This is a genomic window from Candidatus Nitrotoga arctica (genome assembly GCF_918378365.1).
GTDB classification, from domain to species: domain Bacteria; phylum Pseudomonadota; class Gammaproteobacteria; order Burkholderiales; family Gallionellaceae; genus Nitrotoga; species Nitrotoga arctica.
In genome coordinates, this window is record NZ_OU912926.1 from 1,104,493 (window position 1) to 1,117,000 (window position 12,508).

Consider the following 12,508-nt stretch of genomic DNA (forward strand, 5'->3'; position numbering starts at 1 on the left):
AAACCATAGCGGCGGACACTTTGAAATGGACATGATGATGAGTCAAAAGGAAGCGAAACGTGGGCAGGTAATGGAGCTACTGTTGGCAGGTAAAATCGACCAAAAGGAAGCTGGCAAAATGCTGGCTGTCAGTGTGCGTCAAATCAAGCGTATCTTGCGACGTTACCGTACCTTAGGCTTGCCGGGACTCATCAGCAGAAGCGTGGACGAGTCTCGAATCGGCGGGTGGACGAAACAATCAGGACAACCGCGATAAAGATGATCGGCGAACACTATTGCGACTTTGGGCCGACACTCGCAGCAGAGAATTTGACCGAGCTTCATGATATACATCTTTCGGTTGAAACCGTCCGCCAGATCATGATTGCGGCGGGCTATTGGAAGCCCAAGAAAGGCGCAGCCATCTGCGTGCATCCCATGCGTGAACGCCGTGCCAGACTTGGCGAACTGGTGCAGATTGACGGCTCTCCACATGATTGGTTCGAGGGGCGAGCTGATCGATGTACGCTACTGGTGTTCATTGATGATGCGACAGGCAAACTCTTGCAGCTGCGCTTTGCGCCGACCGAGACCCCGCTTGGGGTACATGCATACCCTGCATGATCATATTGTGGCGCACGGGCTGCCTGTGGCGCTCTACAGCGACCAACACAGCATCTTCCGGATCAATGCCAAAGGGGCTGATCCGGAGTCTGAAACACAGTTTGGGCGGGCGACACGGGAACTGGGAATTGAGTGCATTCATGCCAATAGCCCGCAAGCGAAGGGGCGCGTGGAACGTGCCAACCAGACATTGCTGCAAGACAGGTTGCCCAAGGAAATGAGGCTGGCCGGAATATCTGACATCGCCGGTGCGAACAATTGGTTGCCCGGCTTTGCTGCCAGTTTCAACTGGCGCTTTGCGGTGATACCGAAAGATGCGGTTGATGCACACATCGCCTACCCAGGTAGCGCAGATGAACTCACGAATATCCTGTCCATACAGATCGCCAAAACGCTGTCAAAGAACCTCTCGTTCCAGCATGAATGCAATCTGATACAAGTAAAAATCAGCGGAACCGGATTGGCCATGCGAAGTGCCAAAGTAACCCTGCACGATCACTTTGATGGAACACGGGTGTTACGCTGGAGAAATCGAAAATACCCCTATACGACACTGACAAAAGTGCAAAGAAAAACAGCAGAAGCAGATGGTAAATCAATTAATTCTCGGATAGAAGAAGCGATCGCAAAGCGTGGTACAACAGACATCAAGGGGCACAAACCAGCAGCTGGTCACCCTTGGAGAAAAATGCACATCGGCAAGTCCGCCACTGATAGCAAAACCGTTATCCAATAACACCGATGACGAAGGGAGAAAGGGACACTTCTACTTTGCAGTGAGGGGACATTTCTATTTGGCGTTGACAGTACTTTTGAAAACAATTCAGAAAATAAAATGCATAAGTCTTGACGAAATTGCTTAAACAGGAGTAAAAAGTGCATGGGTGTTTGAATGCAAGTTACCTGCAGTACTGGTTTTGCCATGTACGCTCTTGGAATTCAAACAGTTTAACGGGAATCCACCCGGTTTTTAGCTAAGGAAGTGAAACATGGCAAACGGTACAGTTAAATGGTTTAATGATGCAAAAGGCTATGGGTTTATTACTCCGGATGATGGCAGCGAAGATTTATTTGCACATTTTTCCGCAATTACTATGAGTGGCTTTAAGTCTCTTAAAGAGGGCCAAAAAGTTACTTTTGATATTGTTCAAGGTCCTAAAGGTAAACAAGCTGCTAATATTCAGGCCCCTTAAATAGGTTCTTGGTGTAAAAAAGCCTGCTTAAGCAGGCTTTTTTATTAATTTAAAATTATGAAATAACACTAAAAATACAGATTTTTAGCAAGAGTTTATAACCGCAGAACGAATCTTCTCCCGTTTATACCGCATTTAATGTTTGCAACGGCTCAAATAGCATTGCTAATTCTTCTGTAGAAAGAGGAGCGATAGCTTCTCCGTTATCATTCAGAATGCCTTGTGCCAAGTCACGTTTTTTCCCTTGCATTGCAACAATTTTTTCTTCCACGGTGCTTTCAGTGATCAGTTTGTAGACGAAAACAGGGTTTTCCTGGCCTATCCGATGGGCGCGGTCAGTAGCCTGATTTTCTACCGCGGGGTTCCACCATGGATCATAATGAATTACGGTGTCGGCGGTGGTGAGGTTCAAGCCTACCCCACCCGCTTTGAGACTGATCAGGAAGATGGGTACTTCTCCGTTCTGAAACCGTTGTACTGGTGTGGCGCGATCGCGAGTGTCTCCGGTCAGCTTGACATAGGGCAAGTTAAATTTGACAAGTTCCAATTCGATTAATGCCAACATAGAGGTGAACTGGGAGAACAACAGGATGCTCCGTCCTTCTTCCACCATATCCGGCAGCAAAGACATAAGAAGCTCTAGTTTTGCTGAATGTGTTACCTGTTTCGCAGCAGGCAATTTAAGCAGGCGTGGATCGCAACAGGTTTGACGCAATTTAAGCAGTGCGTCGAGAATAATAATATGACTGCGATTCATGCCCTTCTTGTCGATTTCCAAGCGTATCTTTTCATGCATCGCTACCCGGATAGTTTCGTATAAGTCGCGCTGAGCGCCGGATAGTTCGCAGGAGCGTACAATTTCTGTTTTGGGTGGTAATTCTTTGGCTACCTGTGTTTTGGTGCGGCGCAGCAGGAATGGAGCGATGCGGCGTGAAAGCACAGCGCGCCGGGTATTATCACCTTGCTTTTCGATAGGCATGCGGAACAGCTTACGAAAAATTTTGTCATTGCCTAATAATCCTGGCAGTAGAAAATGAAACAGCGACCACAATTCACCAAGGTGGTTTTCCAGCGGTGTGCCAGTGAGCGCAAGCCTATGGCGCGCTTTGATTTGATGCACAATTTGAGTGGCTTGCGACTTTGGATTTTTGATGATATGACCTTCATCAAGGATCAGCAAATGAAATTCTTGCCCGATCAACACCTCTTTGTCGCGTGGCAGCAAGGGATAGGTGGTGAGCACCAAGTCATATGCCCCGATAGATTCGAAATGTTGCTTGCGTAATTGTCCCTGTAATACTAATACGCGTAAATCCGGCGCAAAACGCTCTGTCTCCCGCAGCCAGTTGAACATCAGACTGGTGGGTGCGACCACCAAGCTGGGATGGTTCATGCGCCCGGATTCTTTTTCTACCAGAAGATGAGCCAAGGCCTGCACGGTTTTACCTAACCCCATGTCGTCAGCCAGAATGCCGGCCAATTCATATTCGCGCAGAAATTGCAGCCAGTTAAGCCCTTCTTGTTGATAGCCCCGCAAAGAGGTCTTCAGACCAGCAGGCGGTGGAACCGGCTGAATTCCATTGAAATCGCGCAGCTTGCGTCCTAATTCACGTAAACGCTCGCCGCCCAGCCAGCGCAAACCGGCAACCTCTTCCAGCTCTGCCAGGCGTCCCGCCTGAACCGCAGACAATTCGATCCGCTGCAAATTATGTACTGCATCCTTATCGAAAAGCTCCACCAATACTGACAGAATGTTTTGTATGCGGGAAATCGGTAACGTCACCAAGCGGCCATCAGCAAGGCGTGCTATGAGCGGCATGTCCTCAGCGCTAAGCTGTGCCAGCGTCTGCATGCTCATTTGTTCTGGAAACTGGCGAATTAAATCCAGCAGGACGGGAAGTAGGTTGACTGGTAGACCGTCTATCTGAATCCCCAGCTCTATGCTGAACCAGTTATTGTTATCACCGTCCTCATTGACGGTGGCTGTCCAGTCTTCAATCTCGGCGAAACGAAAATTGAAGCTTGGTTCCATTTCGATTTGCCAGCCAGACGCTCGCAGATCGGGGAGGTTGGCAAGGCAAAAGTTAATCCACTCTTTATCATCCCCACCCAGAATAAAAGAACCATTGTGTTTGTTATGTAATTCGGAAAAAATTGATAAATCAACAAAGAAAAATCCCAAACCGGTGAGTTCGTGGGAATAACTTTCTTCGGCGGTAGCATCGCGATCGATGCGCAACAATTCCTCACCACTACGCTGTGCTATCGATTTTTCGGTTGACATAGCGTCAACTCGCACGCCGCCATAGTCGAATTCAAGGCGCACCAAGTCGAGTGTTGTTGGCTCATCGTGGTGGTCATCTTTAGCGTGGAAAGAGCCCAAATAAGGAGGCGGATTCAATGCTACTGTATAAAAATGTAAACATGGAATAGGGTGTCGATCGCTTACCTTTCTTTCTTGCAGCACCTTTGGCAATTGAACTTTGATACCGGGTAGTTTTTGTGTCAATTCATTGCCGATACGGCCAGCCAATGCTGATGGGATCGCTGGTGCGCTGACCAGAGCGTAAGCAATTTCGTCGGGCAGGCCGATATCCAATTCGCCGCAGACTGATTCGATTTCATTGACATACCAAGGGGGAGAAAACGGTAGCACCTGTGATGGTGGTGTGGTTTCAACATGTAGCCGTTGGTTTCCCTGTGTGTCCATGGTCCAAACAGGCTGCGTGACGCATTTTTCACCAAAGGATAGAGGCTCGGAATCAGGTATTTCCCAGAAACACCTGCCAGTGGTGATCATTTCTGTCGTCCACCGGGCCCCCTGTGCACCAGCTAAATAGCCACCTGTCGCACGCATCAGGTTTAATGCAGCGATGACTTCCTGGTCCCGCTCGGTAAAATAGGGTGGCGCCGCGCCGATAAAGATATTGGCTATGGAATTATGAAGCGTTTTTTTGCCAAACCCCCCCGCCTTGAGTAATCTGGCAGTGAAAAATGTCACCTCCACTCTAGCTGGCTTGCTATCACTTAATTTTAATACGTACAGTAAACGCTGCAACACGTTCACTGGCAGACTATCGCGGCTTAGTGTCGGCATGGCCGCACGCGACACTTCGTTTAGCCAGATGGAAATTTCATATGGCAAGTCCGTCACATTCGGCGATGCTTTATCAGCTGGCGCAGGAACTTCAAGTGGGGATTCCGCTTGAGCCTTGATCAGCGTTGCGACAACATGCTTGCAGTTGTAGCCCACCGGGCAACTGCATTCCCCGTTGACCAATACATGACCTCCCGGTTGTACTTGCAGAAGGATATTGACGTGATAGCGATTTTTATTTGAACCTGCGACAAGCGCAGTAATGAAGGCGCCGTTTTGGCTAATGCCTAGCGCCGTGACCTTGTTCTCACGATAATATTGATGTCCTCGCGTCAGATATGCGCTCGAAAAAGATGAGATTATGTCGATGGATGAAACAAGAGAGTGCACTGTATTCTAGAACCTTAAAGTTAAAAACACCGTTTTCAGCTGATTGATTTTAGTGGGGGACGTCAAGATGAATTCTTGATCTTGCCCAACCAACTTACTGTCGTTTACATGTTTTTAACTATTGCTTCACCGAATGCAGAGCACGATATTTGTTGTGCCCCTTGTGTCAGCCGTGCGAAATCATAGGTGACGGTCTTGGCGGCGATTGCCCCGTTCATGCCCTTGATAATTAGATCCGCGGCTTCCGACCAGCCGATATGGCGTAGCATCATCTCTGCTGAGAGAATCAATGAACCTGGATTTACGTAATCTTTGCCAGCATATTTCGGTGCGGTACCGTGGGTGGCTTCAAACATGGCAATGCTATCAGACAGATTGGCGCCCGGCGCGATACCGATACCGCCGACTTCTGCCGCCAGTGCATCAGATATATAGTCGCCGTTGAGATTCAAGGTAGCGATAACGTCATATTCTGCAGGACGCAACAAAATTTGCTGTAGAAACGCGTCGGCAATTACGTCTTTAATGATGATGCCTCCGCTTCCATATTTTTCGGGTAATTTCAGCCACGGCCCGCCGTCGATTTCTACCCCGCCGAATTCTCGCTTGGCGAGTTCGTAGCCCCATTTTTTGAAGCCGCCTTCGGTGAACTTCATTATGTTACCCTTGTGTACCAGGGTGACGGACTTGCGCTTATTATCTATGGCATATTGGATAGCACGACGAATTAAACGTTCACTACCTTCAATAGACACCGGTTTGATGCCGATAGCAGAGGTTTCTGGAAAACGGATTTTCGTGACGCCCATTTCATTTTGTAAAAAATGAATTAATTTTTTTGCTTCTGGTGACCCAGCTTCCCATTCGATACCCGCATAAATATCTTCAGTGTTTTCACGGAAGATCACCATGTCCACTTTTTCTGGTTCTGTCACTGGGGTAGGAACGCCTTCGAACCAGCGTACGGGACGTAGGCATACGTATAGGTCAAGAATTTGGCGCAATGCTACATTGAGCGAGCGCATTCCGCCGGAAGTAGGGGTGGTGAGCGGGCCTTTAATGGACACAACATGGTTGCGCACTGCTTCTACTGTTTCATCTGGTAGCCATGTATCGTTGCCATAGGTATTTACGGCTTTCTCGCCAGCATATACTTCCATCCATACGATTTGGCGTTTACCATTGTAAGCCTTGGCGACTGCCTCATCCACTACGTGTCGCATAACAGGGGTGATGTCCACGCCTGTACCATCACCCTCAATGAAGGGAATAATGGGTTGATCCGGTACGTTTAGTGTGTAGTCTTTGTTAACGGTAATTTTCTGGCCTTGAGACGGCACCTGGATGTGTTGGGTCATGTATTTTCGCTCCCCGATGAAAAGCTTGGGGTAATATGGATCGCTTTAATTGAGTGGAAAAGTCGGATGAGTCGCATCCTGTTGTTCAACAAACCTTATGGCGTGATTTGTCAGTTTAGCCGTGACGGTTTGCGCCCAACGCTGGCGGATTATATCGCGGTTCCTGATTTGTATCCAGCGGGACGGCTAGATGCCGACAGTGAAGGTTTGTTGTTGCTTACTGATAACGGTTTGTTGCAACACCGTATTACGGATCCACTGCACAAGTTGGCCAAGATTTATTGGGTGCAAGTGGAAGGCAAGCCCAGCGAGACGGCACTAGCGCAATTGCGGAGTGGGGTAAGATTGCCTGATTTTGTTACTTTGCCTGCTATGGCAAGATTGATGGAAGAACCGGTAAACTTATGGCAGCGCACCCCTCCGATCCGCCAGCGTAAAAATAAACCGACCAGTTGGCTGGAACTAATTATTTGCGAGGGCAAAAATCGTCAGGTACGCCGCATGACAGCCGCGGTGGGTTACCCTACCTTGCGCTTGGTCCGTTACCGGATCGGCGAGTGGGCACTGGATGGGTTGGAGTCAGGCATCTGGCGTGAGGCTGCGTTATAATGTACGCCTTTTTGATTCCTAACAGGAGGATGCCATGCCTATTTACGAATATCGTTGCAGCAGTTGTGGTGTACAAAAAGATGTCATGCAAAAGATCAGTGATACACCGTTGACCGTATGTCCTGCATGTGGCAAACCTACATTCAGCAAACAGCTTTCAGCTGCTGGCTTTCAACTCAAGGGGAGTGGTTGGTACGCCACAGACTTTAAGGGTTCGGGCAGCAAACCAGAAGCTAAATCAGAATCAGCTACTAGCACAGTGAGTTCTGCCACGTCGACTGCGGGTGGCAACGGGTGAAGAAATATTTGCTCACCGGACTATTGGTGTGGGTTCCGCTTGGCATAACCATCTGGGTTCTGAACCTAACGATTAGTACGCTAGACCAGAGTCTGCTGCTACTGCCGGTGAATTGGTATCCAGATAAATTACTTGGTATTCACATTCCCGGGTTGGGCGTGATTCTTACCGTAGTGATCGTGCTCGGTACTGGTTTGCTGGTGCACAATGTTCTCGGACAGCGTCTGTTGAGTTACTGGGAAGGTCTGCTACGCCGCATTCCTGTGGTAAGTAGCATTTATCACAGCGTGAAACAAGTTAGCGATACCTTACTGTCCAGCAACGGACTTGCCTTTCGTAAGGTGCTGCTGGTGCGGTATCCGCACCCCGAGGCATGGTCGTTGGCATTTCAGACCGCTATCCCGGGCGAGGTGACGCAACAACTTAAAGATGAGTATGTGGGAGTATTTATTCCCACCGCACCCAGCCCGGTAAACGGGTTTTATTTCTACGTACGTCGTGCTGATACCATCGAGCTCAACATTAGCGTGGACGTGGCTTTGAAATCCATTATTTCAATGGGCGTAGTGGCTACCCCCGCTATGCCTTACGCGCCAGAAAATCAACGCAATTCACCAATTTATTAGATTAACTTATTGAAAATATGCGAACTCATTACTGCGGACATCTTAACGTTTCAAATCTTGGCCAAGCTGTTTCTTTGTGTGGCTGGGCACACCGTCGCCGTGACCATGGTGGGGTGATTTTTATTGATCTTCGCGACCGCGAAGGGCTGGCCCAAGTAGTATGTGCCCCGGATCGTGCGGACATGTTCAAAATTGCTGAATCTGTGCGCAGCGAATTCGTGCTGCGTATTAGCGGACGTGTGCGGCGCCGCCCGGAAGGGAGTTCCAACAGTAATCTTGGTAGTGGTGAGATCGAAATTCTATGCCATGAAATCGAAGTGCTGAATGCTGCGCTTACGCCGCCGTTCCAGTTGGATGACGAAAATCTGTCGGAAAACGTGCGCCTGACGCATCGCGTGATTGACTTGCGGCGTCCGCAGATGCAGAAAAATCTGATGCTACGCTACAAGACGGCAATGGCGTTCCGCCGTTTCCTGGATGCAAAGGGTTTCATCGATATCGAAACGCCGATGCTGACCAAATCCACACCGGAAGGCGCGCGCGATTATCTTGTGCCATCGCGCGTTCATGCAGGCGAGTTTTTTGCGTTGCCGCAGTCGCCGCAGCTATTCAAGCAGCTGCTCATGGTGGCAGGTTTCGACCGTTACTATCAAATTACTAAATGTTTCCGTGACGAAGATTTGCGCGCAGATCGCCAACCGGAATTTACGCAGGTGGACGTTGAGACCTCATTTCTGGGCGAAGAGCAGATTATGATGCTGATGGAGGAAATGCTTCGCACCGTATTCAAAGAGGTGTTGGGTACCGTTTTACCCAATCCGTTTCCGCGTATTTCTCACGCTGAAGCGATGGAGCGCTTCGGTTCAGATAAACCCGATTTGAGAGTAACACTGGAAATCACCGATGTTACGGATGCGGTAAAAGATGTGGCATTTAAGGTATTTTCTGCGCCTGCCAATCAAGCTAACGGGCGTGTGGCAGCGTTGCGTGTGCCGGGTGGTGGCTCATTTACGCGCGGTGAGATTGATGAATACACCAAATTCGTTGGCATCTACGGTGCACGTGGCTTGGCCTATATTAAAGTCAATGACGTGACGCAGTTGAATGAAACTGGCCTGCAATCGCCTATTGTGAAGAACCTGAATGAAGACGCGCTGAAAATAATCATAGCTCGTACAGGTGCACAGAATGGCGACTTGATTTTCTTCGGGGCGGACAAGGCCAAGATAGTGAATGACGCGCTCGGCGCATTACGCACCAAGATTGGTCACGAGAAAAAATATGTCAGTGGCGCAGCATGGACCCCGCTGTGGGTGGTGGATTTCCCTATGTTTGAATACGATGATGAGGCCAAGCGTTGGAATGCTTGCCATCATCCGTTCACTGCACCCAAGGACGAACACCTTCACCTGTTGGAAAATGATCCCGGACGTTGTCTGGCGAAGGCATACGACATCGTGTTGAACGGTTGGGAACTTGGCGGTGGCTCGGTGCGTATTCATAAGGAAGAAACTCAGTCATTAGTATTCCGCGCGCTCAACATTGGTGCGGAAGAGGCGCAACTAAAATTTGGCTTCTTGCTCGATGCATTGCAATATGGCGCGCCCCCGCACGGCGGGTTGGCCTTCGGCCTGGATCGCATCGTTACGCTGATGACCGGTTCGGAATCGATCCGTGACGTGATTGCTTTCCCCAAGACCCAACGCGCACAGTGTCTGCTAACCCAAGCGCCCAGTGCCGTTGACGAAAAACAACTGAACGAGTTGCACATTCGTTTGCGTCAGAAAGTGCAAACGACGGTGGAAGTGACGAAGGAATAGTGTGGTAGTGTTGACCGTTTGTGTTGCAAAACAGGGAAGAAGTTGAAGCCATATAAGATGAGAATGGCTAGTGCACGGCTAATCCTGCATCTATTTTTCTTGTTTGCAATGCTGTTAGCATTGGCTTCAGTACAAACTTATGCTGATGTGTTTGGGTCATATAATGACCGTGAAATGCGGGTTGTCGCCGTGTCCGCGTTGCCGCTGGAAGGGCGAGAAACCTTGCATCTCATTAAGCAAGGCAGTCCATTTTTGTATGCGCGTGATGGCGTGATATTCAGTAATTTCGAAAAACGATTGCCCAAGCGTCAGCGTGGCTATTATCGTGAATTTACGGTGAAAACGCCTGGAATACGCAATCGTGGCGCACGGCGCATTGTTTGTGGCCAGCCTGTTGAGTGTTATTACAGCGCTGACCATTACCAGACTTTTCGGCGCATTGTGGAATGACATGGATAGTTTGTCACTACGCTTAAAAGATGTAAGAGAGGCGGGTGCATACCGGCTGGGTTGCCGCTTGGATGAGTTGTATGCAGCAGTTGCAGAGGTAGGTTACGTCTTGTTTGAGGTTGATCTGGCTGAGATAGAAGGCAAGGAGAACTTTATCGCTGCCCTCGCTCAAGCAGTCCGTGCGCCGGATTGGTTTGGTAGCAATTGGGATGCGCTGGCCGATACATTGAGTGGTCTTTCTTGGCAACCTGCTTGCGGTTATGTGCTGTTGTTGCGTAATGGTAATGACACCCTCGGGATGGCTGCTGAGGATCACAATATTGCTATGGAAATTTTTGCTGATACGATAGCTTTCTGGAAATCGCAAGATAAACCATTCTGGATTTTTTTCTGCTAGCGCCATTCATGCAATATAAATTACCAGTTTCGGTGTTAGTGGTGATTTATACCTTGGATTTTGAGGTGTTGCTTCTGGAACGCGCTGATCACCCAGGTTCTTGGCAATCAGTCACCGGTAGCCAAGATGAAGGTGAATCTTTGCGCGAGACAGCTGTGCGCGAAGTGTTTGAAGAGACCGGCTTGGATGCCAATCACTATGGTTTGGTGGACTGGCAGGTTCAAAATATCTATGAAATTTATGCAAAATGGCAGCATCGCTATGCACCGGGTACTCGGCACAACACCGAGCATGTATTTGGATTGGAATTACCTTGCGTGCTTCCTGTCCAATTGTCACCGCGGGAACATCTCAGTTATAAATGGTTGCCTTGGCAGGAAGCTGCGGGGCTGGTATTTTCGCCAAGTAACCGCGAAGCGATTTTGCAGCTGCCTGCAAGAGAAAAAGCGAGGGGCTGAAACGGTCCATACAAAGTGAACGAAAGATTTTCAAATGAAGGAAATTGAGAGGCAGGGTGGCATGATATCGATTGCCTACGATCATCCCGGCTGCGCCACTTCGACAGCGTGGGCGAAGAAGCCGCGCGAACCGGAACTCGGTGAAAAAACTATACTGATCGAGCGCATCAAGCGACTGTTAAAAGAACAGGATGCGGTGCTGGTGGCGCACTATTACGTACATCCAGACTTGCAGGATTTGGCTGATGCTACGGGCGGTTGTGTATCTGACTCCCTTGATATGGCCAATTTCGGCCATCAGCATCCGGCGCAAACGTTAGTGGTGGCGGGGGTGCGTTTCATGGGTGAGACAGCGAAAATCCTCAACCCGGAAAAGCGAGTGTTAATGCCTGATTTGGATGCAAACTGTTCGCTCGACCTTGGTTGTCCGGTGGAGGAGTTTACTGCTTTCTGTGACGCACATCCGGATCGTACCGTGGTGGTATATGCCAACACCAGTGCGGCGGTGAAGGCACGTGCCGACTGGGTGGTAACCAGTTCTATTGCGTTGCCCATCGTTAAGCATCTTAAGGAGCAGGGGCAGAAGATATTGTGGGCACCGGATCGTCATCTGGGCCATTACATTCAGCAACAAAGTGGCGCCGACATGTTGCTGTGGCAAGGTTCATGTGTGGTGCATGACGAGTTCAAGGCCAAGGAGTTGGCTGACCTTAAGGCGCAACACCCGGATGCCAAGGTGCTAGTTCACCCGGAATCTCCCCCGGCAGTGGTGCAGCTTGCTGATGTGGTGGGCTCCACCACGCAGCTCATTAAGGCAACACAGAATTTGGCTGCGAACAAGTTCATTGTGGCGACCGATAACGGTATCTTGCACAGGATGAAAACTTTATCGCCTGACAAGGTGTTTCTTGAAGCACCTACGGCTGGAGAGGGCGCGACTTGCACTAGCTGTAATCACTGTCCGTGGATGGCGATGAACGGGTTGCTGAATCTGGCCGAAGCGTTGGAAAAAGGGAAGAATGAGATACAGGTTGATCCGGTAATCGGGCGTCGTGCCAAGGTTTCTATCGAACGCATGCTGGATTTCGCGCGTCAAATCGGCCTTCCCACCCGAGGCATCGGTAACGCCTGACGAATGTTTGCGGCTAACAACACGCTCATTGCGTATATTTAATGATATGTGGTCTGCTGATGCGGTATTGATGAGCC

The 12,508-nt window shown here is 49.4% G+C and carries 11 protein-coding genes and 1 pseudogene; 10 read left to right on the top strand and 2 right to left on the bottom strand.

The annotated features are described in order from the left end of the window. The first annotated feature begins 37 nt into the window (after positions 1 to 37). A pseudogene (locus MKZ32_RS05040) lies at positions 38 to 1,339 on the top strand (ISNCY family transposase). A gap of 253 nt (positions 1,340 to 1,592) precedes the next feature. Further along, entirely contained in the window at positions 1,593 to 1,796 is a 204-nt protein-coding gene (locus MKZ32_RS05045; RefSeq protein WP_173055488.1) for a cold-shock protein, read from the top strand. Between the two features lie 124 nt (positions 1,797 to 1,920). Here MKZ32_RS05045 and MKZ32_RS05050 read toward each other — a convergent pair whose 3' ends face one another. Both MKZ32_RS05050 and icd read right to left on the bottom strand, forming a co-directional pair. Then, the gene (locus tag MKZ32_RS05050; protein ID WP_239796259.1) at positions 1,921 to 5,283 is read right to left on the bottom strand and encodes a DEAD/DEAH box helicase; all 3,363 of its coding nucleotides are present in this window, start codon (positions 5,281 to 5,283) and stop codon (positions 1,921 to 1,923) included. A gap of 104 nt (positions 5,284 to 5,387) precedes the next feature. Next, positions 5,388 to 6,641, bottom strand: coding sequence for an NADP-dependent isocitrate dehydrogenase (gene icd, locus MKZ32_RS05055; protein WP_239796260.1), 1,254 nt, complete (start codon positions 6,639 to 6,641; stop codon positions 5,388 to 5,390). A 66-nt stretch (positions 6,642 to 6,707) separates the two neighbouring features. Here icd and MKZ32_RS05060 point away from each other — a divergent pair, with 66 nt between their 5' ends. The 8 genes from MKZ32_RS05060 (at position 6,708) to nadA (ending at position 12,431) form a co-directional block, all read left to right on the top strand. Further along, the gene (locus tag MKZ32_RS05060; RefSeq protein WP_239796261.1) at positions 6,708 to 7,250 is read left to right on the top strand and encodes a pseudouridine synthase; all 543 of its coding nucleotides are present in this window, start codon (positions 6,708 to 6,710) and stop codon (positions 7,248 to 7,250) included. Between the two features lie 34 nt (positions 7,251 to 7,284). Next, on the top strand, positions 7,285 to 7,548 hold the full coding sequence (locus tag MKZ32_RS05065) for an FmdB family zinc ribbon protein (RefSeq protein ID WP_239796262.1): 264 nt from the start codon (positions 7,285 to 7,287) through the stop codon (positions 7,546 to 7,548). Beyond that, positions 7,545 to 8,174 (top strand): DUF502 domain-containing protein, encoded by a 630-nt coding sequence (locus MKZ32_RS05070; RefSeq protein ID WP_173055498.1) that lies wholly within the window; start codon positions 7,545 to 7,547, stop codon positions 8,172 to 8,174. Before MKZ32_RS05065 ends, MKZ32_RS05070 begins: the two co-directional genes overlap by 4 nt. Before the next feature lie 17 nt (positions 8,175 to 8,191). Continuing rightward, complete coding sequence (gene aspS / locus MKZ32_RS05075; RefSeq protein WP_239796263.1) at positions 8,192 to 9,994, top strand: aspartate--tRNA ligase; 1,803 nt, start codon at positions 8,192 to 8,194, stop codon at positions 9,992 to 9,994. A gap of 63 nt (positions 9,995 to 10,057) precedes the next feature. Next, entirely contained in the window at positions 10,058 to 10,444 is a 387-nt protein-coding gene (locus MKZ32_RS05080) for a guanyl-specific ribonuclease (RefSeq protein ID WP_239796264.1), read from the top strand. Position 10,445: 1 nt separating this feature from the next. Continuing rightward, positions 10,446 to 10,841 (top strand): barstar family protein, encoded by a 396-nt coding sequence (locus MKZ32_RS05085; RefSeq protein ID WP_239796265.1) that lies wholly within the window; start codon positions 10,446 to 10,448, stop codon positions 10,839 to 10,841. Between the two features lie 8 nt (positions 10,842 to 10,849). After that, entirely contained in the window at positions 10,850 to 11,299 is a 450-nt protein-coding gene (nudB, locus tag MKZ32_RS05090; RefSeq protein ID WP_239796266.1) for a dihydroneopterin triphosphate diphosphatase, read from the top strand. A gap of 34 nt (positions 11,300 to 11,333) precedes the next feature. After that, a complete protein-coding gene (nadA, locus tag MKZ32_RS05095) occupies positions 11,334 to 12,431 on the top strand; it encodes a quinolinate synthase NadA (RefSeq protein WP_239796267.1) in 1,098 nt (365 codons plus the stop codon). Positions 12,432 to 12,508: the final 77 nt, after the last annotated feature.

Excerpts from the sequence above, each read along its gene's own strand:
- nudB (WP_239796266.1), top strand. The coding sequence starts at position 10,850 with ATGCAATATAAATTACCAGTTTCGGTGTTAGTGGTGATTTATACCTTG.
- aspS (WP_239796263.1), top strand. The coding sequence starts at position 8,192 with ATGCGAACTCATTACTGCGGACATCTTAACGTTTCAAATCTTGGCCAA.
- MKZ32_RS05085 (WP_239796265.1), top strand. The coding sequence starts at position 10,446 with ATGGATAGTTTGTCACTACGCTTAAAAGATGTAAGAGAGGCGGGTGCA.
- MKZ32_RS05045 (WP_173055488.1), top strand. The coding sequence starts at position 1,593 with ATGGCAAACGGTACAGTTAAATGGTTTAATGATGCAAAAGGCTATGGG.
- MKZ32_RS05060 (WP_239796261.1), top strand. The coding sequence starts at position 6,708 with ATGAGTCGCATCCTGTTGTTCAACAAACCTTATGGCGTGATTTGTCAG.
- icd (WP_239796260.1), bottom strand. The coding sequence starts at position 6,641 with ATGACCCAACACATCCAGGTGCCGTCTCAAGGCCAGAAAATTACCGTT.
- MKZ32_RS05080 (WP_239796264.1), top strand. The coding sequence starts at position 10,058 with ATGGCTAGTGCACGGCTAATCCTGCATCTATTTTTCTTGTTTGCAATG.
- nadA (WP_239796267.1), top strand. The coding sequence starts at position 11,334 with ATGAAGGAAATTGAGAGGCAGGGTGGCATGATATCGATTGCCTACGAT.
- MKZ32_RS05065 (WP_239796262.1), top strand. The coding sequence starts at position 7,285 with ATGCCTATTTACGAATATCGTTGCAGCAGTTGTGGTGTACAAAAAGAT.